Raw genomic sequence first — 24,609 nt, 5'->3', positions numbered from 1 at the left:
GAGGAGCCTCCGTGCACGGCAACCGCAAGGCCACTCCCGCCGTCATGAGGGCGCGGTCCGTCGCCACCACAGTGGTCATCGCGGCAACGGTCCTCGCGGGCTGCGAACGCGGCTCCTCGCACGGCCCGGGAGACTCCCCCACGGGCCCCGGCGGCTGCCCCGCGATCCAGGACCGCGCCGAGACCGCCGTCCGACAGGCGGAAAGGACCGACGTCCCCTGGAGCGGGCCGGCCGCCGGCCCCACGGCGGTCCCCGGAAAGACCATCGTCTACGTCGCCCAGACCATGACCAATCCCGGCGTCGCGGGCGCCGCGAACGGGGTGCGGGAAGCCGCACGGGTCATCGGCTGGAAGGTCAGGGTGATCGACGGCGGGGGCACACCTGTAGGGATCCAGGCGGCGATGAGCTCGGCCTTGGCGCTCAGACCCGCGGGCATCGTCATCGGCGGCTTCGACCCCAACTCGACGTCGCGGCAGGTCTCGCAGGCCGACAAGGCAGGCATCCCGCTGATCGGCTGGCACGCGGTCGCCGCCCCCGGACCCAGCCGAAGGCCTCGGCTCTTCACCAACGTCACCACCCGGGTCGAGGACGTGGCCGGAATCAGCGCCCAGTGGATCATCGCTCACTCCGACGGCCATGCCGGGGTCGTGCTCATCACCGATGCCTCGATCCCCTTCGCGAGGAACAAGTCCGAGCTGATCAGGAGGGACCTCTCCACCTGCTCGGGCGTGCGGCTCCTGTCGTACGAGAACATCCCGATCTCGGACGCGAGCAGCCGTATCCCCCGGGAGATCTCCTCGCTCCTCTCCCGCTTCGGGAGCACGTGGACCCACTCCGTGGCCATCAACGATCTGTACTTCGCCGACGCCGCCCCCGCCTTCCGTGCCGCCGGCAAGAACGGCGCGGGTCCGCCCTTCAACATCGGCGCAGGTGACGGCGACCCCTCCGCCTTCCAGCGCATCAACAGCGAGCAGTACCAGGACGCCACCGTCCCCGAGCCGCTGTCCTTGCAGGGCTGGCAAATCGTCGACGAGTTCAACCGCGCCTTCTCGAGTCGGCCCGCCAGCGGATATGTGGCCCCCGTCCACATCACCACGGCCGACAACAGCCACGGGGCCACGACCTGGGACCCGTCGGGCTATCGGGAGGCGTACCGGAGGATCTGGGGCAGGTAACCCCGCGTCCTCGTCACTGGGAATGACGTACCGCGCGGGCGATCAGCAGAGCGACGTCGTCGCGGTCGCGCGGGTGTCGCAGCCCCTCGAGAAGGCGGTCGCACGTCTCCTCCAACGGGCAGTCGGCCACCTCCAGGGCGTGGACCAGGACGGCGAGGCGTTCGTCGATGGAGTCATGGCGGGTCTCGACCAGACCGTCGGTGTACAGGACCAGCTTGTCGCCCAGGCCGAATTCGACGGCGGTCGCTTCGAACGGGACACCGCCGACTCCGAGAGGGATACCGGCGGGCAGGTCGAGCAGCCGGGGGCGCTCACCACTGCGCACGAGGACAGGAGGCAGGTGGCCGGCGTTGGCGATGCGGCACTCGCCGCGGTGGGGATCGTAGGCCGCGTAGAGACAGGTGGCGATGTACTGCTCCAGACCGGATGTGATCGAGTCCAGCTGCTCGAGAACCCGGGCCGGCTCCAGGTCGAGGCTGGCGAAGGCGGCCGTGGCGGTGCGCAGGCGCCCCATGGCCGCGGCGGCGTCGATGCCGCTGCCCATGACGTCGCCCACGACGAGGGCTGTCTTGTCGCCGTCGAGCGGGAGGACGTCGTACCAGTCGCCGCCGATCTCGTAGGCGGCCTGCGCCGGGACATAGCGGGAAGAGACCTGCAGGCCGGGAAGGCGGGACGGGTGGTCGGGGAGCAGGCTGCGCTGGAGGGTTTCGGCCGCGGTGCGCACGCTCTGATGTGTGCGGGCGTTGTCGATGCACACCGCGGCGCGGAATGCGAGCTCGGTGGCGATGGCGAGGTCGTCCTCGTCGAAGGGCCGTGGATCCCGGGCGCGGGAAAGCCCCAGGAAGCCCAGGACGGCGCCGCGTGCGGTCAGCGGGACGGCCATGTAGGAGTGCACCCCGGCCCTGGCCAGCAACGTGGCGGCGCGGTCGTCGCGGGCGATGCGACTCAGGTCGTTCCCATCGGCGTGTGCGATCAGGATGGGCCGGCCGGTGCGCACACATCGGGTGGCCACCCGATCGGCCTCGTAGGTGGTGATGTTGCCCGGCGGATCGGCGGCCAGGACGGCTTCCGTGGGGTAGGCGGCCTTCACGGCGAGGGCGCGGAAGAGCGCGGGGCCGTTGTCGGAGGCGGAGCGGTGCTCGTCGAGGACGGAGTCGAGCACGTCGACGGCGACCATGTCGGCGAATTCGGGAACGGTCACCTCGGCCAGCTCCCGGGCTGTTTCCTCGACCTCCAGGGTGGTGCCGATACGAGCGGAGCCATCGGCGATCAGGGCCAGGCGCCGCCGGGTCTCGGTGGCCTCCATGGCCGACCGGTACCGCTCGCTGACGTCCACCACGAGTTCGGCCACCCCGAGAACACGGCCCTGGGTGTCCTCCAGCCGGTACACCGAGATCGACCACGCGTGCCGCTGTTCCGGGTCGGCCGGGGTGAAGCCGACGACGGTGGACTCGTCGAGCAGAGGGACCCCGCTCTCGAGGACCCTCCTCATCGCGACCTCGATCACCTCGAACTTGTCGGGGCTCATGATCTCGCGGTAGTGGCGGCCGAGATGCTCTTTCGCGGGGAGACCGTGCATCCGCTCCAGCGCGGGGTTGACGGCCAGGTACCTGAGGTCCGTGTCGAGGATCGCGAGCCCGAAGGGGGACTGGGAGATCAGCCGGGTGGACAGGGCGACATCCCGCTCCACCTCGCGAAGCGTGGGTGAGTCGGTGCCGAGCCCGAGGGCGTAGAAGTCGCCGCGGTCGTCCAGCAGCCGAGTGTTGCGCAGCTCCACCAGCCGGGTGCTCCCGTCCTTGCACCGGATGGGAAACGTGCCGCCCCAGCCCTGGCCGGTCTCCATGACCTCGGCGAACTTCTTGATCACCCAGTCCCAGTCCTCCTCCCGGATGAGCAGCATTGCGGCGTACTGCCCGAGCGCCTCCTCCGCGGTATACCCGTACAGCTCCTCTGCCTGGGGACTCCACAGGACGATCCGTCCGTCCGCGTCCAGCAGTGTCGCCGCGACGCCGAGAAGGTCCATCAGCCCGCTCGGCTGCGACGGCTCGCCGTCCCGGCGGGGGCGAGCCCAGTCGATGCCCGACGGATGCCATTCGGCTTCGCTCATCACAGGCACTCCTTCCGCGGCCGGCGGCACGCGAGGCCATCCGCCGGCCTGGAGCGCGGCCTGCCCGTCTCCACAGGCGCGTCGACTTCCATGGTCCCCCACGACCGCCCGACTACACACCCCGACGGCACGACACGGCCCGTCAGGGACGATCGGGACGGCGGGTCGGAACCTCCTTCAGGCCGCCAGGTCGGACATGTCGAGGACGAAGCGGTAGCGGACGTCGTTGCGGTCGAGGCGTTCGAGGGCCTCGTTCACGCGCGCCGAGGGGAGGAGCTCGATGTCGGCGGTGATGCCGTGCTCGGCGCAGAAATCGAGCATGGCGGTGGTCGCGGGCCTGCCACCGCTGCCTGCGGAGCTGAGTCTCTTGCGTCCCACGAGGAGGTCGATGGTCTCCACGGTGACGGGTCCGAGGTGCCCGAGGTGGCTGAGCGTCCCGTCCATGGCGACCAGACGCAGGTAGGGGCCCAGGTCGTGCGGGGCGGAGATGGTGTCGATGACGACGTCGAACCGGTCACGGGCGTCGGCCATCTGTTCCGGGTCCGTCGAGACGATGAGACCGTGGGCGCCGAGACGACGCGCGTCGTCGGCCTTGTCGGGTGAGCGGGTGATGACCGAGGTGTCGGCCCCGAGCGCCACGGCGATCTTGACCGCGAGATGGCCCAGGCCACCCAGTCCCGCCACGGCGACGCGACTGTGCGGCCCCACGCCCAAGGTGTGCAGCGGTTCCCAGACAGTGATCCCGGCGCAGAGCAGAGGAGCGGCAGCGGCCGGATCCAGACCGGCCGGAAGAGGGTGGGCGAACCGGTCGCGGACGACGTACTCGCGGGAGTAGCCCCCCAGGGTGGTCGATCCGTCGTGCCGGTCGACGCCGCCGTAGGTCAGGGTCGGGAAGGCGTGGCAGAAGTTCTCCTGGCCGGCCCGGCACATCGCGCACTCCCCGCAGGAATCGACGATGTTGCCGACCGCGACAGGGTCACCGACGGAGAAGCGGGTGACGGCGGGCCCCGTTTCGGCCACCACGCCCGTGAACTCGTGCCCCGGCACCAGGGGACGGCCCCCTTCACCGTCGTGGCTGCGGACGGCGTGCAGATCGGTGTGGCAGACACCGCAGTAGTCCACTCGGATCGCGAGGTCGTCCGGGCGCAGGTCGCGCCGCTGCAGCGACGTCCGTCGCAGCCTCGCCGTCGGGCCGTCCGCCTGCCAGCCAGTTGTTGTCCGCACCGCGCATCTCCTTAAACAGACTGTTCGGTCTATCGCAGCGTAGGCGCGTCGGCGGCTCCAGGCAAACCAACTGTTCTGTTTGGTATCCTGACGGGCATGACGGACCGGCCCCTGACCTCGCGCGGAGCGGCGACGTACCAGCGCATCCTCGATGTGGCGACCCAGGAGTTCGCCGAGCACGGGATCGCCGGCGCGCGCATCGAGCGGATCGTGGCCGCCGCGCGCACGAACAAGGCACAGCTCTATGCCTACTTCGGCAACAAGGAAGGGCTCTTCGACGCCATCTTCTTCGGCTCGCTCGAGCGGATCGTGAATGTCGTCCCGATCGACGCCACCGACCTCGCGGACTGGGCCGTACGGCTCTACGACGAGTACCTCCGCCGTCCCGACCTGATCCGGCTGGCCACCTGGGCGCGCCTGGAGCGCCGCCCGACCGGGCACCTGGTGGACGACCCCGACCGCCTCGACGACCGCAAGTTGCGGGCCATCGCCGAAGCCCAGGCCGCCGGATTGGTGCACCGGGGAGACCCGTTCGACGTGATGGCCATGGTCATCGCCATGTCCATGGCCTGGTCACCGGTCAGCAACGTCTACGCGGCAACCGCCCAGGAGCCCCCCGAAGTTCACGAACAGCGTCGCTCCCTGCTCCGCGAGAGCGTCCACCGCGCCGTGGCAGCCGACCGCAAGGAGGGCTAGGACTCCGGCATCCGGCAGATGCGCGAGCGACTGAAGGGCACGGAGGAGCGGACGGGTCGGGAACCCCTCACAGTCGCCCGCGCGTTGGGCACTGCGCAGGTACATCGCGCGAGAGTCCTACGGGTGCCGGGGGATACGACATGACGGAGATCATTGTCATCGGAGGCGGTATCGCCGGTACGGCGACGGCCTTGGCCCTGCACAAGGCAGGGTTGGACGTGACCGTGTACGAGGCGCACCCCGAATCGGCCGAGGACCTCGGTGCCTTCCTCACACTCGCGAGCAACGGCATGCGTGCCCTCGCCCAGATCGACGCCTCCGCCGCGGTCACCGAGGTCGGCTTCCCGCTGCGTGCCATGAGCGTCCTCGACGCAGCGGGCACCGAGGTGGCACAGATGGAGCTCGGAGAGGCCCACGACCCGCTTCTCGCTTACCGATGCCTCCGCCGTGGCGAGTTCAACGCCGCCCTGCAGGCGGAGGCCGCACGCCGGGGCATCGGCCTCCGGCGCGGCACCCGGCTCGCCTCCGTCGAGAACGGTCGGGACGGCGTCACCGCACGTTTCACCGACGGCTCCAGCGCGACCGGTGACCTGCTGATCGGCGCCGACGGGCTGAACTCCACCGTCCGGGAGTCGATCGCCCCTCGGACACAGCCCTGCTTCGCGGGTGAGAGCGTCTTCTACGGCTACGCCGACGAGGCGCCCCTGGTCGCGGAGACCGGGCGTCTCACCATGGTGAGAGGCGGCGCGGCCGCCTTCGGCTGTGCGGTGTCGCCCGGCGGAGAGACGTACTGGTTCGCGCGTGTGGCCGGTGAGCCGCTGTCCGCCGACGACATCGCGCACGGCACGCCCGGCCACTGGCGTGGGTTGCTCCTGCCGTTGCTGCGCGCGGACGCCACACCCGCCGCGGACGTGGTCGCGGCCACCGTCGACCGCATCATGGTCACCAACGCGACCGAGATCCCGACCGGCACACCGTGGCACCACGGACGGACCCTGATCATTGGCGACGCCGCCCACGCGGCCTCCCCCGCGACCGGGCAAGGAGCGTCGATGGCGCTCGAGGACGCCGTCGTCCTCGCGAAGTCACTGCGGGACGCGCCCGACACCGAGTCCGCGCTCTCCCTCTACGAGGCCCTCCGCCGCCCGCGCGTGGAGCACAACATCACGACCAGCGGCAAGATCTCCCGTGGCTCCCACACACCGTCACGCACCGGTCAAAGAGCGCCCGCTCCCCGCCCCGGAGACAGCGACCTCCTCCAGCACCTGGAGTGGGACGTCGACCTCTCGACCGTGGCCGAAGGCAGCAGTTCGGTGGCAGCAGCGGGTGACGGTGGCAGGGACGCCGGTTGACGGTCTGAAGGTCCCTTGCGGACAAATCCCGTCGCGGACAAGGGCCGTTGCGCCAACGGCCCTTGTCCGGATCCGCTCGGGTCACACGCGTGGCGTCACGCGCTCAACGCCGCCGAGACCACGCCCTTGGCCTCCTCCTGCACCTGGCGCAGGTGATCGGCTCCGAGGAACGACTCGGCGTAGATCTTGTACACGTCCTCGGTGCCCGAGGGACGGGCCGCGAACCAGGCGTTCGCGGTGGTCACCTTGATGCCGCCGATGGGCGCGGCGTTGCCCGGAGCATGGGTGAGCACCGCGGTGACCGCTTCTCCGGCGAGGGTGTCCGTGCTGACCTGTGCGGGCGAGAGCTTCGCGAGGAGGGCCTTCTCCTCGCGGGAAGCCGGGGCGTCGATGCGCTCGTACGCGGGGGCGCCGAAGCGTGCGGTCAGCGCGGTGTAGTGCTCCGAGGGGGTCTTCCCGGTCACCGCCGTGATCTCGGAGGCGAGCAGGGCCAGGATGATGCCGTCCTTGTCGGTGGTCCACACCGAACCGTCGCGGCGCAGGAAGGACGCGCCGGCCGACTCCTCCCCGCCGAACCCGAGCGAGCCGTCGACCAGCCCGTCCACGAACCACTTGAATCCCACGGGCACTTCGACGAGTTGACGGCCCAGGTCGGAAGCGACCCTGTCGATCATGCCGGACGACACCAGCGTCTTGCCGATCCCCGTGTCCGCGGGCCACTGGTCCCGGTGGGAGTACAGGTAGGAGATGGCGGCGCTGAGGTAGTGGTTGGGGTTCATGAGCCCGGCGTCCGGTGTGACGATTCCGTGGCGATCGGCGTCGGCGTCGTTGCCCGTGGCGATCCGGAAACGGTCGCGCTGCTCGATGAGCGAGGCCATGGCGTAGGGCGACGAACAGTCCATTCGGATCTTGCCGTCCCAGTCCAGCGTCATGAAGCGCCAGGTCGGGTCGGTGAGCGGGTTGACCACCGTCAGGTCGAGCGCGTGCTGTTCGGCGATGCGTCCCCAATAGGCGACCGATGCCCCGCCCAGGGGGTCCGCGCCGATGTGCACGCCGGCCGTGCGGATCGCGTCCAGGTCCAGCACGTGCGGCAGGTCGGCGACGTAGGTGCCGAGGAAGTCGTAGCGGCCGGTGCCGGGGGCGGCCAGCGCCCTCGTGCAGGGGATGCGCCGTACGCCCTTCAGGCCGCCCTCGATGAGTTCGTTGGCCCGGTCCTGGATCCAGGACGTCGCCTCGGAGCCGGCCGGGCCGCCGTTCGGCGGGTTGTACTTGAAGCCACCGTCTGCGGGCGGGTTGTGGGACGGGGTGACCACGACCCCGTCCGCGAGACCCGAGGACCGTCCGCGGTTGTGGGTGAGAATGGCGTGCGAGACCGCCGGAGTAGGCGTGTAGCCGTCCGCGCTGTCAAGGAGCACCGACACTCCGTTGGCCGCGAACACCTCCAGCGCGGTGACCTTCGCGGGCTCCGACAGGGCGTGGGTGTCGGCGCCCAGGAAGAGGGGACCGTCGATGCCCTGGCCCTCGCGGTACTCGCAGATGGCCTGACTCGTCGCGGCGATGTGGTCCTCGTTGAACGCGGTCGCCAGTGACGACCCACGGTGGCCGGACGTACCGAAGGCCACGCGCTGGCCGGGTTCCGCCGGGTCGGGGTGCAGCGCGTAGTACGCCGTGACCAGCCGGGCCACGTCGACGAGGTCCTCGGGACCGGCCGGAGTGCCCGCTCGTTCGTGCTGCATGTACCCGCACCTCCACCTCGGTTTTTCATCGCTTGCGGTCCCATGTTTCCTCACCGGGCGGCGCGGCCGCACGGTGCCACGGCGATGACTGGACACGCGCCGGGCCAGAGGGTCTCGCGGGTGCTGTCCCGGAGATCCTCGGTCAACAGGCTGGTATCCCCAATTGCCCATTGCCTAGGATGTATTGTCTGTCAAGCCAAGCCACTAGAAGCAGCTTGGAGCTGGGGGAACGATGCAGGCTGGAAAGCAGTTGTCCACGAAGATCGACGCCACCGTACCCACGGCCGCTCGTATGTACGACCACTATCTGGGCGGCAAGGACAACTACGCAGCCGATCGGGCAGCGTGCGCAGAGCTGGACAAGGTCGTGCCCAGCACGCGCGCCTTGGCGCTGAACAACCGGCGCTTCCTGCAGCGGGTCGTCGGGACGCTCGCAGCCGAGTACGGCATCAGGCAGTTCCTCGACCACGGGTCCGGCCTGCCCACCCAGGAGAACGTCCACCAGGTCTCGCAACGCGTCGATCCCTCGTCGCGCGTGGTGTACGTCGACAACGATCCGATGGTGCTGGTGCACGGACGGGCGCTGTTGGACCAGAATGACCGCACCACGGTCATCCACGCCGATCTGCGTGACACGGAGAAGATCTTCTCCCACCCCGACACCCAGCGCCTGCTCGACTTCTCGCAGCCGGTGGCCGTGCTGTTCAACTCGGTCTTCCACTGCATTCCGGACGGAGAGACCGACGGTCCGCTCGCCGTGGCCCACCGGGTGGCCGAACGGCTCGTGCCCGGCAGCTTCATGGTGATGTGCCAGCTGGTCAGCGAGGACGCGAAGGTCCGGGAGTTCGTCACCGACTTCATGGATCAGGCGACCCAGGGGCATTGGGGCAGGGTCCGCCAGGAAAAGGACGTGGCGCAGTGGTTCGAGGACCTCGACGTCCTGGAGCCCGGTCTGGTGGAGGTGTCCACCTGGCGGCCCGACAGCGAGGTCGCACCCCGTCAGCTCACCCAGGAGTGGGTCGAGTTCGGCGGCGTAGGCCGGATCCGATAAGACCGCAGGACCACGGGACTGCTCCACACGGGGCTGCTCCCGTCGGCTCCACCGGGATCCGGCCGGTGGAGCCCGAGGCAGTCACGAGGCCGGATAGCGCCCCGCGGTCGTGTCCCGCAACAGCGTCAGCGAGTCCCGCGGGGTGAGGGCCTCGTCTCCCAGACGGTCCAGAGCCAGTCGGTACTCTTCGGTCTCGTCCCGGTCCTCCAGGAAGTTCGCGCTCCTGATGTGCTCCAGGTAGACGATGTCGGGTAGATCGAGGCCGCCGAAGCGCAGGTAGGTGATGGGGATGGCGGGCGCGGAGGCGTGCGTCACGTCCAGGGGCACGATCTGCAACGTCACCTGGGGATACTGAGCCATTTCCACGAGGTACTCGAGCTGCTCCCGCATCACCTCGCGGCTGCCCAGTACGCGCAACAGGACCGACTCGTCGATGATCGCCCACAGTTGAGGGCCGTCCTCGCGACGCAGCAGTTCACGTCGGCGCATGCGCAGTTCGACACGGCGCTGCACCTCACCTGCCGGTGCCGTGGGCAGGCCGCGCTCCACGACCGCCCTGGTGTAGGCCGGAGTCTGCAGCAGACCGGGGACGTACTGGATCTCGAAGGTACGGATGGCGGCAGCGGCCTCCTGCAGCCCTACCAGCCGATCGAACCACTCGGGCATCAGCCGCTTGTCGTAGCGCTGCCACCATCCCGGCTCACCGGCACGCCGCAGCAACTGGAGCAGAACCGACGCCTCATGGTCATCGGTTTTGTAGAGCTCCAACAGCGCGCGGACGTCACCTTCCGTGGGCGGCCGACGGCCCTTGCCGGCTTCGATGCGCGACAGCTTCGCCGGACTGAACCCGATGGCGCGAGCGGCCTGTTCCTGCGCGAGGCCGACGTCTTCGCGGATGCCCGCCAGCTGGACGCCGACCAGCATCTTCAGCAAGGTCGGAGCGGGCTCGGTCCGCGTCAGATACGGTTCGAGGCGGGAGACACGAGGTGACTCGGCGGACATCCTGACTCCCTGTAGAACGGCAGACGACGGGGTCCATCCTCGCATCCCGCGGCCTTCTGTCGCACGCGTCGGCAGAAGTGGAATCGTTCGGCTCCGCTTCACACCAGGTGGTCGAACTCCCCGTCCTTCGCCCCGGCCAGGAAAGCGGCCACTTCAGCCGCTGTGTAGATGAGGGCCGGACCGTCGGGGTCGCGCGAGTTGCGCAGCGCTACGCCCCCCTCGGCCAGGGACGCCACCTCGACACAGTTGCCCTCGGCGTTGCTGTGCCGACTCTTCACCCAGCGAACACCCAGTGAACTGGCCCGCATTCCGTTTCGCACTGACGGCACCGCACTCTCCTTGTTCACGTTCCACCACGGTGTACAGGTCGGCCGCCCACTGGAGCGGACCGAACCCGTGCGGTCTGCCCCAGCCACCATTCGTGCAATTTCCCGTGAAATTGCACGACGGGCGCTGACAGGATGGATAATAGCTCGGGAGTCAACCGCACCGTCGCCGCACCGCACCTGACGTCGCATCAGGGAGATGTCGTGTCATTACCTGCACGCGAAGCACCGAGCCTTGCAAGCGGCAGGGCTGCGCCATCGTCGGGTCGAGCCGCTCCGACCGGCTCACTCATGGAAGAAGCGCGCTCCTCCCTCGCGAGGCAAGAGCGGCCCGGGGGGAGCGATCCCGCGTGCAACCCACCCAGATTCGCCAGCCTGTGCATCACCGACACCCGCCAGGGGCTCGCCCAAGCGCGCGCCTTCACCCGCCGCACCCTTGGCCACTGGGAGTTGGACCACCGCAGCGACGACGCCGTCCTCATCGTCAATGAACTGGCCACGAACGCGGTGCTTCACGCCGCACCGCATTCCGCCGCCGGGCAGAACGGCGTGCGACTGAATCTGACGCTTCGACGCGCCCATCTCGTGTGCGCCGTCACCGATCAGTACGACAGCCCGCCCGTCTGCCCACGCACGGACACCCCGCTGGAAGTCCACGGCCGCGGCCTGCGCATCGTCGAAGAACTGTCCGAGCACTGGGGCTGGACTCGCTCGCGTGCGGGCAAGACCGTCTGGGCGATGCTGCCCACTCCCCCGTCTCGGCCGACATCACCGCCCTGGCAGGGTCCGACATGACAGCCGCCGCATCGGCAGAGCCACCCGGCGCACGGCATCACACAACGCCTCTCGTGGGAGCGGACATGGAGACAACGCTGAAGAACCTGAGAGACGTCCCATGGCGCGAGCTCCAGGACTCCACCGGATCCGCCACGGGCATCCCTTTCCTGCTCGCGGCCATCACCACGGGCGACGAAGCCACCGCCGTCGCCGCGCTCGCGCGTCTACGGCAACGCATCTGCCAGTACGGCTTCGTCGTGGACCAGGCCACCGCCGCCACGGTCCCCTTTCTGTGGGAACTCGCCCAGCTCCCTCAAGTCCCCTGCCGTGTGCAGGTCCTTCAGCTGCTGAAGAGCATCGCCGACGCCCGGCAGTGGGAGAGTACGGCCGTCGCCTACCCCAAGCTGCTCAATCGCCGTGAGAACTACGTGGGCTGGGAACGCGAAGCACGCCGAGCCGTGCGCGCCCACCGCGAGACGATCCAGCGCCTGCTCGACGAACCGGACGAGGAACTCGTGCAAGCCGCGCGGGAACTGGCCTCCGCGCTGGCCGACTGACCCGCCGTCGACGTCCCGCGTTAGCCCCTACGAATGATTCACGGCGCCGCAGGGTGAAAAGACAGAGCGTGTGCCGCGCCGACGGCAGTCGGCCGCTCGCGACCGTTAGCGTTGCGTCTCGTGCCGCTGAGCTATGCCTTTGTGAACCTGAAACCCGGAGTGGGAAAGACGACCAGCGCGGTCTGGTTGGCCCACGCCCTGCACGAGTCGGGCCTCTCACCCCTGCTGGTGGACAGTGACCCCGCCTCCTCCGCCTTGCGTTGGAGCGAACTGGCAGGAGGCTTCCCCTTTCCTGTGATCGCCTTTCCGGTGGGCGACGTGCACCGGCGCGTGAACGACTTTCTCGGCAACCGACAGTCCGTGGTGTTCGACGCCCCGCAGCTGGAGGACCATGCCCACATCGCGCGGAGCATCATGAGATACGCGAGCGAGTGGATCGTGCCGCTGACCCCGGCCCCCATCGAGCTGGATCGCATGGCACCCATCGGCAGCGAGATGAGCGACGTGCAGTCGCTGCGGGCGCAGCCGGCCCGTGCCGCTGTCCTGCTGAACCGCACCAATCGTCCCGATGCCACGCGCACCGGCCCCGATGCCGACGCGCGCGAAGCCCTCACCGAGCGGGGCTTCGACGTGTTGTCCACCCACATTCCCCGACTCGACTTGTACGCCCAGTCGTTCGGCAGCCCGGTCGAGGTCAAGGGCTCGGCGTACATGGACCTCGCAGACGAACTCATCAAACGTCAGGACAAGGCGTGAACCAGCGCAAGGACACCTACCGAGCGGCACTGCAGCGCGAACCGGACGCCGCCGCCTCCCGCCCCGCCAAGGTCACTCACCTGCACACCCGATACGTCCGGGTGACCATCGAGCTCGACCCCGCCCTGCAGCGCGAACTGACCCGATGGGTCGAGCCACCCCTGTCCGCGCTCCTGCGGGTCGGCGCCGCCGTACTGCACCCCCTGAGAAGCACCCCGTAGGCCGGGACGGGGATGCGCGGGCGCCGTTTCATCGCGTTGCACCGTCGGCGGGACCAGGTCTCGCCACCTGCGCGTTAGTGTCGTCGGCATGACCGAAAACATCCTGCGCTCCGTCACCGTGGAGCGGACCGGCACCGGCCACTTCACCGCGACGAACCCTCGCGGCGGCACGATCAGCTTCGGCACCAGCTCCGATCCCCACGGCGGCACCGACTTCACCCCGGTCGAGCTGTTGCTCGCCGCGATCGGGGGCTGCACCGCGGCCGACGTCGACGTGGCCACCGCCCGCCACGTGGAGCCCACCGGGTTCACCGTCTCCGTCACGGGCGACAAGATCAGTGACGAGTTCGGAAACCGGATGACCGACCTCATGGTCACCTTCTCCGTCACCTTCCCGGACGGCGAACTCGGTGACCGCGCCCGCGCGATCCTCCCCCGGGCGGTCAAGACCTCCCACGACCGGTTCTGCACGGTCAGCCGCACGGTCGAGATCGGCACACCCGTCACGACGACGGTCACGGACGCCTGACCCCAGCGGGACCGATCGCCACCACGTGCCTCAGGTGTGGCTCTGACCAGGGCGGGTCACATGGTCGGCGGCGGAGGCCTTCTTGATCGCCTCGCGGATCCGGGAGTACGTGCCGCAGCGGCAGACGTTCTCGATACGGTCGATGTCGTCGTCGGTGGGCCGGGACGTCTTCTTGAGCAGGGCCGCGGCGGCCATGATCTGGCCCGGCTGGCAGAAGCCGCACTGAGCGACATCGCAGTCGAGCCACGCCTGTTGCACGGGGTGCAGGGTGTCGCCGTCGGCCAGGCCCTCGATGGTGGTGACCCCGCGGCCCACGCAGTCGGCGACCGGGACGACGCAGGGCTGGATCTCCGCCCCGTCCAGGTGGCTGGTGCAGGCACGGCAAACGCCCACGCCACAGCCGTACTTGGGCCCGGTGACGTGCAGCAGGTCGCGCAGTACCCACAGGAGCGGCATGTCGGCGGGGGCCTCGACGGTGACCGGCTTTCCGTTGAGAACGAAGGAATAGGAGGGCATCAGCACCTTCTCGGACAGCGATCAGAAATTGATCGGGAAGCGGCGGGGCTTGGTACGGGTCGCACGGGCGTAGGCGTTCGCCACGGCACCGGCCGCCGCCGGCACGCCGAGTTCGCCGGCCCCGCCGGGCTCGCGCCGTGACGGCAGGATGTGCGCCTCGAAGCGCAACGGGGAGTGCTGCTGGCGGGCGTAGCGGAAGTCGGCGAAGCTGCCCTCGCGCACCGCACCCCGGTCGATGTGCAGTCCGGCCCGCAACACGGTGGAGATGCCGTCGACGGCGGTGCCCATGAGCTGGGCCTCGAGTCCCCGCGGGTTGACGGCCGTTCCGACATCGGCCGCCATCACCACCTTGGTCACCCGGGGGTTCTTCGGGTCGGTGGCGTCGATCTCGACCAGGCAGGCCACGCAGGAGCCGTACTCCTCGTGGACGGCCACACCCTGCGCCTGGCCGGACGGCAGGGGCCGACCCCAGTGTCCGGCGGTCGCGACCTTGTCGAGTACGGCTTTGACGGCCTTGTTCCTGAGCGTGCCGCGCCGGAAGACCACCGGGTCCATGCCCAGCTCGGCGGCGACCTCGTCGACGACGATCTCCTCCGCGGTACGCATCGTCCCGGAGTCCACCGACCGCCAGGCTCCGAGCGGCATCGCCAGCTCGACCGATCCCGAACTCCCCGAGATGCGACCGAAGTTGTAGAGGCCGCTGTCGCTGGGCAGCGGGCCCGCGGCCACCGTGCTCACACCGCCCTGAACGGCCAGACCCTGCCGCTCGTACGACTCGCTCACCGAGGCCATCGCATGGCTGAAGGCGACCACCCTGCCCCGCGCATGGCTGGCCCGGATCCGGTGATGCGAGGCCCCGCGCATCCGGCCGTGCCGGATGTCGTCCCCGCGACTCCACATAAGCTTCACCGGTCGCCGTGCCGCCTTCGAGATCAGGGCGGCCTCGATCGCGGCGTCGTAGTTCAGCCGCCGTCCGAACGAACCACCGCCGCGCACGACATGGACGCGGACCTTCGGCTTCGGCAGTCCGATCGCCGCGGCGATGCTCTCGCGCGCGTCCATCGGTGTCTGGGAGGAGAACCAGATCTCGGCCCGGTCCGCGCGTACGTCCGCCACCGCGGTCAGCACCTCCATCGGGGCGTGGCTGACGAAGGCGAACTCGAACTCGCCCTCGACCTGCGCCGATCCGCGCGGCGGCGCGCCGACCGAGGGGACGGCGGCCCGTAGCCGGGACCGGATGGCGGCGTCGGACAACGACGCCAGCGGCCCCGGCCTCCAGGTGATGCGCAGGGCGTCGCGGGCTTGGAAAGCGTGGTGGAAGGACTCCGCCACCACGGCGACACCGCCGGCGACCTTGACCACCGCGTGGACGCCGGGCATCGCGCGGGCCGCACGGTCGTCGACCGAGACGAGGCGCCCACCGAGCGTCGGCGGCCGGGCCACCACGGTCGGCTTCGCCCCGGCCACCTCCAGGTCCCCGGCGTACTTCGCCTTGCCCGTGACGATGTCCCGCGCGTCGATCCGGCCCGTCGGCCGTCCGATCACCTTGTGCTCGGACGCGGGCTTGGGCTTGCTCGACACGGCGGGCCGGTGGATCCGGGCGGCGGCCGTCGTCAGCGATCCGAAGGTGGCCGTACGGCCGTCGGGGGCGACCACCATCGTGTCCCGCGTACGCAGGCTCCGGGCGGGCAGATGCCAGCGCCGGGCGGCCGCGGTCACCAGCCGGGCCCGGGCGGTGGCGGCGAGCGCGCGGGCGGGACCGTACAGGGAACGGACGGAACTCGAGCCGCCGGTGTACTGGTTCCCCTTGGTGCGGGCCTCGGCGAGCGGGATGTCGACGTCGACGAGCCGGGCGTCCAGTTCCTCGGCGATCATCATGGCGACCGCGGTCGTGATGCCCTGCCCGACCTCGACACGCGGCAGTCGCACGACCACCTTGTTGGCCGCGGTGACCTCCAGGACCAGCATCTCCTCGTCCGCGCCGGTCACCAGGACACGGGAGGTCCCGTGCGCCTCCGCCGCGGTGGGCTCGACACCCTCCGCCGACGACGTGTCGCAGCCGACGGGCGCCGCGAGGGTCAGTGTGGACGCCGCGAGCGAGTAGACCATGAACTTCCGGCGGGACAACTGACGGGCCAACAGGCGCTCCTCTCCCAGTACCCGGGTGGTTCCCCTGGTATGAGGGGACAGCGCTCTTCAAGGTTGCGTGGGGCGGTCGTCCGATCACCGGGGCCGGCCGGCGGTCCTGTCGTCGAGCGCCCTGGCCGTCTCGTGCAGGAGGTCCAGTACGGCCCGCAGGTCGGGGTGTTTGCCGGTGCCCGCGCGGCTGACCGTGAAGACGGTCCGGGACACGGGACGGACCAGGGGGTGGAGGCTGAGGGGCGCGGTGTGGTCCGGCAGAGCCATGCGGGGAACCAGGACGGCACCGGCGTCGGCGGCGGCCAGAGCCGTCAGCACGGAGAAATCACTGCTGGAGGCCCGGATGTCCGGGACGAAGCCGGCCGCACCGCAGGCCCGCTGGATCATCTCGTAGCAGGAGGTCTCCGGGCCGGGGGTCAGCCACGGCAGATGGGCCAGACGGGACAGGTCCGCGGGCTGCCCGGCGGTGAGGCCCTCCAGGCCGGCCCGGTCGGGGTGCAGGGCGAGGAGGACTGGTTCTTCCATCAGGACCGTCTGTTCCCATGCCGCGGGGACACTGCGCGGCAGCACGGTGTAGCTGTGCACCAGGGCGAGGTCGGTCGAGCGTTTGTGGAGTGCGTCGAGGGCTTCGTCGGGCTCCTGGACGGAGAGCCTAAGCGAGAGGTCCCGGGCGGCACCGGTGCCGTTGTCGGGGGCGGGATCGGCGCCGGTGAGACGTGCGAACAAAGGCGGAACGAGGGTGCGGGCGGCGGAGGCGAAGGCGCTGATCCGTACCGTGCCGCGGCGGCCGCCCTTCATCGCGGCCAGGCCGGACTCGGCTGCCGCGAGCTCGGCCAGGATGACTTCGGTGTGAGCCACCAGCAGTTCCCCGGCGGCGGTCAGACGCAGCGTGCGGCCGTGTTTCTCGACGACGGGTGTGCCGGCCTCCTTCTGCAGGGCGGCGAGGTGCTGGGAGACGGCCGGTGCGGTCAGGTGCAGCGCGTCCGCCGTGGCCGCGACGGTTCCGTAGGCGGCCAGGTGCTGGAGGATGCGCAGGCGGCGTACGTCAAGCACAGGCGGCTCCTTGCGGCTCGGACGCGTCCACGGCGGGGGCGTTGACGAGGTGGCGGTTCTGCTTGTGCCGGCTGATCAGGATCACTCCCGCGACACTGATCGCTCCACCGGCCAGCGCGACGGGGCGGGGCACCTCCGCCAGCCAGACGAAGGAGACGATCAGGGCCACCGGCGGCACCAGGTACAGGGCCGCGGTGGAGACGGCGAGCGGCAGCCGGGCAACGGCGTAGGCCCAGATGACGAAGCCGAGGGCAGAGGGCAGGAGGCCCAGGTAGGCGGCGGAAGCGAGTGCGGCGGCCGGGGCGTGGACGGTCGCCTGCCAGGTGGCGGGGATCAGGGGCAGCGCGAAGACCGTACCCGCGACCATCGCGTATGTGGCGACCTCCAGACCGGTGTAGTGGCGCAGCAGGGGCTTGCTCGCGAAGTGGTAGACCCCTTGGACCACGGCGGCCGCCAGGATGACGAGGGCCGAGACGGAGAACCCGCCGGTGCCCCGGGCCAGGCTGACGACGGCCGCGCCCGCGAGCGCGACGACGCTGCCGACGACGATGTCGCGGGTGAGCCGCTCGCCGAGGAACAGGCTTCCCAGCAGCACACTGAAGACGGGGGCGATCGCGATGAGCAGGCTCGCGGTTCCGGCCTCCACGTGCACTTCGCCCCAGTTGAGCAGGACCTGGTACGCGGTCATGCCGGTGGCCCCGCACAGGGTGATCAGCGGCAGGTCGCCGCGTCGCGGCAGCCGTACCTTCGCGAAGGGCGCCACGGCCAGCAGCGCGACAGCGGCGATCAGGAGCCGCAGGAACGACAGCGCCGCCACTCCCAGACCGTCGATACCGACCCGGATGGCGGGAAAGGCCGACGCCCACAGCACGACGGTGCCGGCCAGGGCGAGGAAACGGGGAGAGGCGATGCGTGTGGACATGACTCCACCATCGCCGACCAGAACGAGAAGCTCCAGTTAGCTTTTGTTTCAGAAAGCTTCAGTCCTGCTTACTGGTTGCCTGGCGGGCCACGGCGGCGGGAGAACTCAGGGGCGCTCAGCCCAGCAGGGCCAGGAGCTGCTTGGTGTGGCCGGGCAGCTCCACTTCCGCGAGGCCGGTGATGAGGTCTCTCAGTGGCATGGGCTGATCGACCAGGGCGGTGTCCTTGGACAGGAGACGGGTCGGCACCGGTGTGTCGAGTTCGGCGTCGCTCAGCATCGGTCCGCCGAGTGCGCAGAGGGCGTCCCCTTGGAGGCGGATCCGGTCTCGAAGCCCTGTGTTGCCGCCGGCGAGCGCGATGAGGCGTTCGATGGTCCAGGTGTCGAGCGCCATGCGGTTGTCGTACGTCGTGTTCGATCCCGCGGCGACACAGGAGACCGTGGCGAGGGTGGCGGCGTTGACCAGGGCGACGTGCGCCAGAATCTGCTCGGCGTTCCATTCGCCGGTCGGCGGGGCGGAGTTCGTGTCGCCGGAGCCGGCCACGGTGGCGGCAGCGTCCAGCAGCGCGCGGTAGGCGTCCCGCAGCGGGGTGGTGTCCATCATGTCGACTTCTTTCTGCGGTCGTGCGTGGGCTTCTGCGGACGTGCACGAGGGTGAGTGCGGGAATGGTGGTGGCGGGTGACGTCTCAGGCGTGCCCAGGAGACATCTCCCATGGCGCCTGCGGGAGGACATCGCCGGTCTCGAGCAGCGACTTGAGGTTCGCCAACACGGCCGGCCATCCGCGCGAGATGCCGTTGAGCATCTCCTGGTTGGGGAGATTCTCGTGGGTCACGGTGAGGCGGACGATGTCCTCGTGTGGTTCGACGAGAAAGGTGACGACCGACGGTTCCCTCGGCGTTTCGGCGTCGGGGGCGTCTTCAAAGGTGATGACCAAGCGCGTGGGAGGCTCGGTCTTCATCACTTGACCGACGACATCGACGACACCTGAGCCGTCGACGCGTCGGTGCTCCCAGGTCGAACCAGGTTGCCAGTCCGAGATGTTGGCGTGTCCCCAGTAGCGCGCCGTCAGGTCCGCGTCCGTCAGGGCTTGCCACACCTGCTCCGCACTCGCGCGGATGTAGGTGACATAGACATAGGTCGGCACGGACGTGGGTCCGTCGGTCATGGCGTACTCCTCTGCCTGGTTCTTGATGGCACTGATCGCTTGCAGGCGGGGCTTGTCGAACCCCGATATCCAGCGCTCCTCCATCTCGTGGATCGGTGTCGGGTTGAGGTAGTGAAGCCGCTCCCGTCCCCGTCGCACGACGGTCACGAGATTGGCCTGCCCAAGGATGTCGAGATGCTGTGTCGCCGACTGGCGCTTCATGTCCAACCGCTCGCACAGCTCACTCAGCGTCTGGCCGTTGTGCTCCCGCAGACGGTCGAGCAGGAGTCGCCGGGTGGGGTCGGCCAGCGCTTTGAAGACCAAGTCAATCGCTCTAGCTTCGAGGCTCACGCTCTATTATGCAGGCACTTACCTGCATAATGTCAATGGCGGATCTGCGGATCTTCGGAAGCCTTGATTCACCCGGGGAACGATGAGCTCGGCGCGCCGTCGGACGTCATCGCCAATATCATCGGTCGTACGACAACTACCGCGTAGTCGGTCCATGGGTGACCCGGAGCCGGTGCTCGGGTTCCCGCCGGTGGGGGCCTATCAGGGGCCACAGCCGAACCGGGCGGCCGTCATGGGAGATCGCCATGAGCACCCAGCAGAGAGAGCAGGACGGCGCAACGGACGTCGTCAAGGAGCCGACCATGAGCATGAGGCTCGAGGTCGCCGTCGTCCCGGTCACCGACGTCAGTCGCGCCCTGGACTTCTATCGAAGCCTGGGGTGGCGGCTCGATGCGGACTTCGAGGCCAGTCCGAGATTCCGGCTCGTGCAGCTCACGCCACCGGGGTCGGAATGCTCGATTCACTTCGGCCGCGGGATCACCCCCGCGGCGCCGGGCTCCGCCCACAACTACCTTGTGGTCTCCGACTTGGAACAGGCCTGTGCCGACCTGATCAGCAGAGGCGTCGAGGTGAGCGAGATCTACCACAACGTCTACGACGCGGGCGTGCAGGATCAGGCGGACGGCCCCGATCCAGAGGGCCGCAGCTACGCCTCGTTCGCCTCGTTCAGCGATCCGGACGGCAACGGGTGGGTGCTGCAAGAGGTCCAGGTCCGGCTACCGGGGCGGTGACAAGCGACGCTTTGAAGAGGTCATGAACCACGGCTGGATCGTCACCCTCGCCTCGCCGTCCCACCCGGCGGCACAGGTCAGCCTGATGACCAGTGACTAGACCGCACCGGTCACGCCCGACATTCAGCCGGCCCCCGTCATGGATGGGCACGTCGCGCTGGAGCCTTCGGCGCGCCAGCCGCCGGGCCCCGTGACGGTCACGGTCATGCGCGTCGATGCGGTGTCGGCGTCCGGGGTCTCGACGAGGCGGGCGCCGGCGGCCGTGCAGACCAGCTGGGCGAGTGCTGTCCCGGTCAGTGGATCAGTCCGGTCCGGCAGTTCGATCGACAGCCGTCCGCCGTCCGTCCGGACCGTTGGGGCGTCCCTCATCGGCGGAAGCTCGGTGGTCATGCCCTTACGGCGTTCCTGTGCGTCCGGGCCCTGGAACAGCATCGCCACCGCCGTCTCGATGCCGCCCTGGCCGAAGACATGGCGGCGTACGGCAAGCAGGGTGCCCTCGCCGACGAAGTAGAGGACATGGGTCGGCCGGATGCCGGTGGCGGGTTCTCCGGCCTCCACGACGCCGGTCTCGGGGATGCCGCAGGAGGAGAGCAGGAAGGCGGTCGCGAGCAGCAGCGCGGTCCGCGACGACCGGCGCGTGCGGCTCATGAACCCTCCCGTTCCAGAGGCTGTCCCGGGGACCGTCCCAGGGGGATCCAGACCGTGAACACGGCGCCGCCCTCCGCGCGGTTCGCCGCCCGGACCGTGCCACCGTGCAGATGGACGTTCTCGGCCGTGATCGAGAGCCCGAGTCCACTGCCCTCCGTTCTGGTCCGGGCGGTGTCCGACTTGTAGAAACGGTCGAAGACGTGCGGCAGGACGTCGGCGGGGATGCCCGGACCGCTGTCCCGCACCTCGATGACCGCCCACCCCGTGCCGTCCGCGTCCGGCGACTCCCCCGTGCCGTCCGGGTCCGGCGACTCCCGTGCGTACAGGAGCAGTTGTACCGGGCGTGCGCCGTGGCGGAGCGCGTTGCCGACCAGGTTCGCGACGACCACGTCGAGGCGGCGCGGGTCGACCCGGCCGCGCAGTTCGCCGAGCTCGGGGAGCAGGACGTCCACCGTGTCCAGCCAGGCGCGGGCGGCGAGGGTGCGGCGGAGGGACTCGGCGAGGTCGATGTCGTCCAGTTGCAGGGCCGCCGCGCCCGCGTCGAAGCGGGAGATCTCCATCAGGTCGTCCACCAGGCGGGCCAGCTTCACGGTTTCCTCGCTGATGAGCCGTACGGCCGTGGCGGTGTCCGGGGTCAGCCCGGCCGCGTCCTCGTCGAGGACGTCGGTGACCGCCGACATCGCGGCCAGCGGGGTGCGCAGCTCGTGCGACACGTCCGCGACGAAACGGCGGGCGCGGGCCTCCATGCGGCGCAGTTCGGCCACGGACCCCTCCAACGCGGCCGCGGTCTCGTTGAAGGTGTGGGAAAGGTCGGCGAGTTCGTCGGAGCCGTTGATGGCGAGCCGGGTGTCCAGGTGACCCTCGGCGATCCTGCGAGTGGCGCGGCGCAACTCCCGTACCGGACGCAGCACGCCCCGGGCGGCCAGCAGGGCGAGCAGGACGGCCAGGCCCAGGGCGGGCAGGACGGCGCGACCGATGGCGGCGACCAGGGCGTCGACGTAACCCTGTTCACCGGTCTGCGGCACGGTCAGGAAGACTGCGACCCCGGAGGCCGGGTGTTCGCTGGGGGTCTCGAAGGTGACCGGCAGGCCGACGACGAGCGAGGAGCCGCCGGGCGTCGACACCCGCTGGAAGACGGCGGCCCGGCGGGAGCTCACGGCCGACCGCATGGCGGGTGTCAGTTCGGTGAACCTGTCCTGTGGTGTGGAAGTGGCCCGCAGTTCGCGATAGGTGGCCAGTACGCGCCAGTTCTGCGCAGGTTCCGCGCGGGCCACCTCAGTGGCGATCCACTCCAGGTCGGGCCCGGTCGGGGGGTAACTGACGCCTGCCGCCAGGGCGTTGACGTGATACCGCAGGCGTTTGATCACGTTGTCCTGGCTCTGCTGGAGCACCCCGGTGCGGGCCTCCCGGAAGGTCAGGGCGCCTGTGGTCAGGGTGGCGACGGCGGCGACGAGCACGAACGCCACGAGCAGTCGGCCGCGCAGGCCGCGCAGCGGTGGTTTCACCGGGACTGGAACCGGTAGCCGAAACCGCGCACGGTCTGGATGTAGCGCGGTTGGCCCGCCGGCTCGCCCATCTTGGTGCGCAGCCGCTTGACGCAGGCGTCCACCAGCCGCGAGTCGCCGTGGTAGCTGTGCTCCCAGACCGCCTCCAGCAACTGCTGCCGGGAGAACACCTGGCCGGGCGAGGCCGAGAGCGTCAGCAGGAGCCGCAGTTCGGAAGGGGCGAGGGAGACCGGCACACCCTGCCGGGTGACGGCCAACCCGGATCGGTCGATGGCCAGTTCGCCGTTCTCCCCGTGGGCCTCGATCTTCGGTATGCCACCGTCGGCGGGCGCTCCGCCGACCCGGCGCAGGACGGCACGTATGCGGGCTTCCAGGACGCGTGCCTGCACCGGCTTCACGACATAGTCGTCCGCTCCGGCTTCGAGACCGACCACGATGTCCGTGTCGTCGCCCCGGGCGGTCGCCATGATGATCGGCACCTGGTCCTCTGTCCGGATCCGGCGGCACACCTCGAGACCGCTCAGGCCGGGGAGCATGAGATCGAGCACGACGACGTCCGGTCGGAAGGACCGCAGCTGGGCCAGCCCGTCCTCGCCGGTCCCCACGGCGGCGACGTCGTGTCCCTGGCGGCTCAGCGCGAGCAGGACGCCCTCCCGTACGGCGCGGTCGTCTTCGATGAGCAGGACACGTGGCATGCACTCAGTATCCGTACGGATCAAGGGACTTGACGCGGAGACCGCGTCCGGCCGGGGAACTGTTACGGGACGATCACATAGCCCCACCCACGATCGGGCGTTACGTTCTCGTTATCTTCCGATCCAGGTCCCATCACATCGTGTGCGCAGCCTTGACGGCCATGACCACGACCGCCCACCGTGCGACGCCCCCGCCCCCGCCCCCGCGATCCCATCGTCGTCGCGGCGGCCCCGCGCACGCCGACGGGCGCGGCCGGAAGGGGAAGGGACCTCTGCTGGGGGGCGTCGCCGCGTTCGCCGTTCTCGTCTCCGTCGCCGCCCTCGCCATCAACCGGACGCCCACGGCCTCCGGAAGCGACGACCGGCCCGCTGCCGTCGCGCGGCCCTCCCGGTCGGCGCCGGACGAGCCCTCGACGACACCGGACCGGTCGGCGAAGCCGAGCAGTACGACGGCCGGCGCCGAGCACAGCAAGGAACCCGGCGCCAGGACCAGCGGGATGGGCAAGCCGTCCTCGGGGTCCTCCGCACCGGCCTCCTCCCCGGACTCCGTCCCGTCCTCGGGCCCCGGCACGTTCTCCACCGCGGGCGGTGGGAGCGGGACCGTGGGGCGGGGCAGCCGGCTGCTGCGCTACGAGGTCGTCGTCGAGGACGGCCTCAAGCAGTCGGCCGCCGACGTCGCCAAGCAGGTGGAGGGCATACTCGCCGACCCGCGCGGCTGGACGGCCGACGGCGAGAGCGCGTTCCGGCGTGTCACCGGCGGCACGCCCGACTTCGTCGTACGGCTCGCCACACCGGGAACGGTGGACAAGATATGCGGCCGGTACGGACTCGACACCGGCGGTGAGGTCAACTGCAGCGTGGGCAAGGACGTCGTGGTCAACCTCAGACGGTGGCTGCTGGCGACTCCGGTGTACGCGCACGACGTGGCCGCCTACCGGGCGCTGATCGTCAACCACGAGGTCGGCCACTTCCTCGGCCACAACCACGTGACCTGCCCCGGCGCGGGCAAGCCCGCCCCCGTGATGATGCAGCAGATCAAGGGCATGCACGGCTGCGTCCCCAACGTCTGGCCGTACGACAGAGAGGGCCGACTCGTCACGGGACCTGCCGTGCCCTGACCGGCCGCCCTCGCGGCTGTGGCGTCGCTCGGGGGATCTTCCTGGGCCGACCACCGGCGTGTGCGGCGCCGCTTCGCGAGGAGGTGGTCCTCCACAACGGACCATGGCGGGAAGGAAGTACCGGCTCTCCTCCAGTCTCAACATATAGCGGACCGGGGGGCTTGCGGCAAGACCCCGGTCGTGCCGCAGAATCCTCGGCCGAGGCCACAACCTGCGGAAACGGGAGTAGCGAAGTGCGCGTGTTGTTGTCGACGACCGGGTCGCGCGGGGACGCGACGG

Annotated in this window: 25 protein-coding genes and 1 pseudogene; 12 read left to right on the top strand and 14 right to left on the bottom strand. The window is 69.9% G+C overall.

Annotated features, from left to right (window positions below; translation table 11 throughout):
• Positions 1-11 precede the first annotated feature (11 nt).
• Entirely contained in the window at positions 12-1,175 is a 1,164-nt protein-coding gene (locus AQJ27_RS36330; protein WP_235613899.1) for a substrate-binding domain-containing protein, read from the top strand.
• Positions 1,176-1,188: 13 nt separating this feature from the next.
• On the opposite strand, the gene AQJ27_RS36325 is transcribed toward AQJ27_RS36330, so the two are convergent.
• Together AQJ27_RS36325 and AQJ27_RS36320 are read right to left on the bottom strand one after the other, a co-directional pair.
• Positions 1,189-3,282 carry a SpoIIE family protein phosphatase gene (locus AQJ27_RS36325; protein WP_067378281.1) on the bottom strand — a complete coding sequence of 698 codons (2,094 nt, stop codon included), beginning with the start codon at positions 3,280-3,282 and terminating at the stop codon, positions 1,189-1,191.
• Positions 3,283-3,459: 177 nt separating this feature from the next.
• Positions 3,460-4,506 carry an NAD(P)-dependent alcohol dehydrogenase gene (locus AQJ27_RS36320; protein WP_067378277.1) on the bottom strand — a complete coding sequence of 349 codons (1,047 nt, stop codon included), beginning with the start codon at positions 4,504-4,506 and terminating at the stop codon, positions 3,460-3,462.
• 96 nt (positions 4,507-4,602) lie between these two features.
• Between AQJ27_RS36320 and AQJ27_RS36315 the strand changes: the two genes are divergently transcribed.
• Both AQJ27_RS36315 and AQJ27_RS36310 read left to right on the top strand, forming a co-directional pair.
• On the top strand, positions 4,603-5,202 hold the full coding sequence (locus AQJ27_RS36315; RefSeq protein WP_067378271.1) for a TetR/AcrR family transcriptional regulator: 600 nt from the start codon (positions 4,603-4,605) through the stop codon (positions 5,200-5,202).
• Positions 5,203-5,342: 140 nt separating this feature from the next.
• The gene (locus AQJ27_RS36310) at positions 5,343-6,554 is read left to right on the top strand and encodes an FAD-dependent oxidoreductase (protein WP_067378268.1); all 1,212 of its coding nucleotides are present in this window, start codon (positions 5,343-5,345) and stop codon (positions 6,552-6,554) included.
• A 95-nt stretch (positions 6,555-6,649) separates the two neighbouring features.
• Here the strand turns inward: AQJ27_RS36310 and pgm are convergent, their stop codons facing one another.
• A complete protein-coding gene (gene pgm, locus AQJ27_RS36305) occupies positions 6,650-8,290 on the bottom strand; it encodes a phosphoglucomutase (alpha-D-glucose-1,6-bisphosphate-dependent) (protein WP_067378265.1) in 1,641 nt (546 codons plus the stop codon).
• Positions 8,291-8,522: 232 nt separating this feature from the next.
• Here pgm and AQJ27_RS36300 point away from each other — a divergent pair, with 232 nt between their 5' ends.
• Positions 8,523-9,341 (top strand): SAM-dependent methyltransferase, encoded by an 819-nt coding sequence (locus AQJ27_RS36300; protein ID WP_067378262.1) that lies wholly within the window; start codon positions 8,523-8,525, stop codon positions 9,339-9,341.
• Between the two features lie 81 nt (positions 9,342-9,422).
• Here AQJ27_RS36300 and AQJ27_RS36295 read toward each other — a convergent pair whose 3' ends face one another.
• Both AQJ27_RS36295 and AQJ27_RS36290 read right to left on the bottom strand, forming a co-directional pair.
• Positions 9,423-10,343 carry a helix-turn-helix domain-containing protein gene (locus AQJ27_RS36295; protein WP_067378259.1) on the bottom strand — a complete coding sequence of 307 codons (921 nt, stop codon included), beginning with the start codon at positions 10,341-10,343 and terminating at the stop codon, positions 9,423-9,425.
• Positions 10,344-10,441: 98 nt separating this feature from the next.
• Positions 10,442-10,651 (bottom strand): DUF397 domain-containing protein, encoded by a 210-nt coding sequence (locus tag AQJ27_RS36290; protein ID WP_054233872.1) that lies wholly within the window; start codon positions 10,649-10,651, stop codon positions 10,442-10,444.
• A gap of 309 nt (positions 10,652-10,960) precedes the next feature.
• Here AQJ27_RS36290 and AQJ27_RS36285 point away from each other — a divergent pair, with 309 nt between their 5' ends.
• From AQJ27_RS36285 to AQJ27_RS36265, 5 genes are all read left to right on the top strand, one after another.
• On the top strand, positions 10,961-11,464 hold the full coding sequence (locus AQJ27_RS36285) for an ATP-binding protein (RefSeq protein WP_079065494.1): 504 nt from the start codon (positions 10,961-10,963) through the stop codon (positions 11,462-11,464).
• Positions 11,461-12,003 carry a hypothetical protein gene (locus tag AQJ27_RS36280; protein ID WP_067378256.1) on the top strand — a complete coding sequence of 181 codons (543 nt, stop codon included), beginning with the start codon at positions 11,461-11,463 and terminating at the stop codon, positions 12,001-12,003. Before AQJ27_RS36285 ends, AQJ27_RS36280 begins: the two co-directional genes overlap by 4 nt.
• Before the next feature lie 120 nt (positions 12,004-12,123).
• Positions 12,124-12,759 (top strand): ParA family protein, encoded by a 636-nt coding sequence (locus tag AQJ27_RS36275; protein WP_235613902.1) that lies wholly within the window; start codon positions 12,124-12,126, stop codon positions 12,757-12,759.
• Positions 12,756-12,980, top strand: a complete 225-nt coding sequence (locus AQJ27_RS36270; RefSeq protein ID WP_067378253.1) for a hypothetical protein — start codon at positions 12,756-12,758, stop codon at positions 12,978-12,980. The genes AQJ27_RS36275 and AQJ27_RS36270 overlap by 4 nt, the downstream gene beginning before the upstream one ends.
• 88 nt (positions 12,981-13,068) lie before the next feature.
• Positions 13,069-13,509, top strand: coding sequence for an OsmC family protein (locus AQJ27_RS36265; RefSeq protein ID WP_067378250.1), 441 nt, complete (start codon positions 13,069-13,071; stop codon positions 13,507-13,509).
• A gap of 30 nt (positions 13,510-13,539) precedes the next feature.
• Here the strand turns inward: AQJ27_RS36265 and AQJ27_RS36260 are convergent, their stop codons facing one another.
• The 6 genes from AQJ27_RS36260 to AQJ27_RS36235 all read right to left on the bottom strand — a co-directional run bounded on the left by AQJ27_RS36260 (position 13,540) and on the right by AQJ27_RS36235 (position 19,612).
• Entirely contained in the window at positions 13,540-14,025 is a 486-nt protein-coding gene (locus tag AQJ27_RS36260) for a (2Fe-2S)-binding protein (protein ID WP_067378247.1), read from the bottom strand.
• A 21-nt stretch (positions 14,026-14,046) separates the two neighbouring features.
• Positions 14,047-16,134, bottom strand: a complete 2,088-nt coding sequence (locus tag AQJ27_RS36255) for a xanthine dehydrogenase family protein molybdopterin-binding subunit (protein WP_067378530.1) — start codon at positions 16,132-16,134, stop codon at positions 14,047-14,049.
• Between the two features lie 114 nt (positions 16,135-16,248).
• On the bottom strand, positions 16,249-17,217 hold the full coding sequence (locus AQJ27_RS36250) for a LysR family transcriptional regulator (protein WP_067378244.1): 969 nt from the start codon (positions 17,215-17,217) through the stop codon (positions 16,249-16,251).
• Complete coding sequence (locus AQJ27_RS36245) at positions 17,210-18,139, bottom strand: DMT family transporter (RefSeq protein ID WP_067378241.1); 930 nt, start codon at positions 18,137-18,139, stop codon at positions 17,210-17,212. The genes AQJ27_RS36250 and AQJ27_RS36245 overlap by 8 nt, the downstream gene beginning before the upstream one ends.
• A gap of 115 nt (positions 18,140-18,254) precedes the next feature.
• Positions 18,255-18,740, bottom strand: a complete 486-nt coding sequence (locus AQJ27_RS36240; RefSeq protein WP_067378238.1) for a hypothetical protein — start codon at positions 18,738-18,740, stop codon at positions 18,255-18,257.
• Between the two features lie 83 nt (positions 18,741-18,823).
• Positions 18,824-19,612 carry an ArsR/SmtB family transcription factor gene (locus tag AQJ27_RS36235; RefSeq protein ID WP_067378524.1) on the bottom strand — a complete coding sequence of 263 codons (789 nt, stop codon included), beginning with the start codon at positions 19,610-19,612 and terminating at the stop codon, positions 18,824-18,826.
• A gap of 266 nt (positions 19,613-19,878) precedes the next feature.
• Here AQJ27_RS36235 and AQJ27_RS36230 point away from each other — a divergent pair, with 266 nt between their 5' ends.
• A complete protein-coding gene (locus tag AQJ27_RS36230; protein ID WP_341866123.1) occupies positions 19,879-20,364 on the top strand; it encodes a VOC family protein in 486 nt (161 codons plus the stop codon).
• A gap of 10 nt (positions 20,365-20,374) precedes the next feature.
• Positions 20,375-20,461, top strand: a pseudogene (locus AQJ27_RS59070) (VOC family protein); the annotation flags it as partial.
• A gap of 26 nt (positions 20,462-20,487) precedes the next feature.
• Here AQJ27_RS59070 and AQJ27_RS36225 read toward each other — a convergent pair.
• From AQJ27_RS36225 to AQJ27_RS36215, 3 genes are read right to left on the bottom strand one after another with little or no spacing between them, the layout of a single operon-like run.
• The gene (locus tag AQJ27_RS36225; RefSeq protein WP_067378235.1) at positions 20,488-21,012 is read right to left on the bottom strand and encodes a hypothetical protein; all 525 of its coding nucleotides are present in this window, start codon (positions 21,010-21,012) and stop codon (positions 20,488-20,490) included.
• Positions 21,009-22,517: a sensor histidine kinase gene (locus AQJ27_RS36220; RefSeq protein WP_067378232.1), complete on the bottom strand. Its 1,509-nt coding sequence runs from the start codon at positions 22,515-22,517 to the stop codon at positions 21,009-21,011. Before AQJ27_RS36220 ends, AQJ27_RS36225 begins: the two co-directional genes overlap by 4 nt.
• Entirely contained in the window at positions 22,514-23,212 is a 699-nt protein-coding gene (locus AQJ27_RS36215) for a response regulator transcription factor (protein WP_067378229.1), read from the bottom strand. The genes AQJ27_RS36220 and AQJ27_RS36215 overlap by 4 nt, the downstream gene beginning before the upstream one ends.
• A 161-nt stretch (positions 23,213-23,373) precedes the next feature.
• Between AQJ27_RS36215 and AQJ27_RS36210 the strand changes: the two genes are divergently transcribed.
• On the top strand, positions 23,374-24,330 hold the full coding sequence (locus AQJ27_RS36210) for a DUF3152 domain-containing protein (protein WP_067378226.1): 957 nt from the start codon (positions 23,374-23,376) through the stop codon (positions 24,328-24,330).
• Positions 24,331-24,609: the final 279 nt, after the last annotated feature.

This window comes from Streptomyces olivochromogenes (assembly GCF_001514115.1).
GTDB lineage: Bacteria > Actinomycetota > Actinomycetes > Streptomycetales > Streptomycetaceae > Streptomyces > Streptomyces olivochromogenes.
Note: the sequence above shows the minus strand (reverse complement) of the source record. Positions and strands in the feature narration are given on the sequence as shown.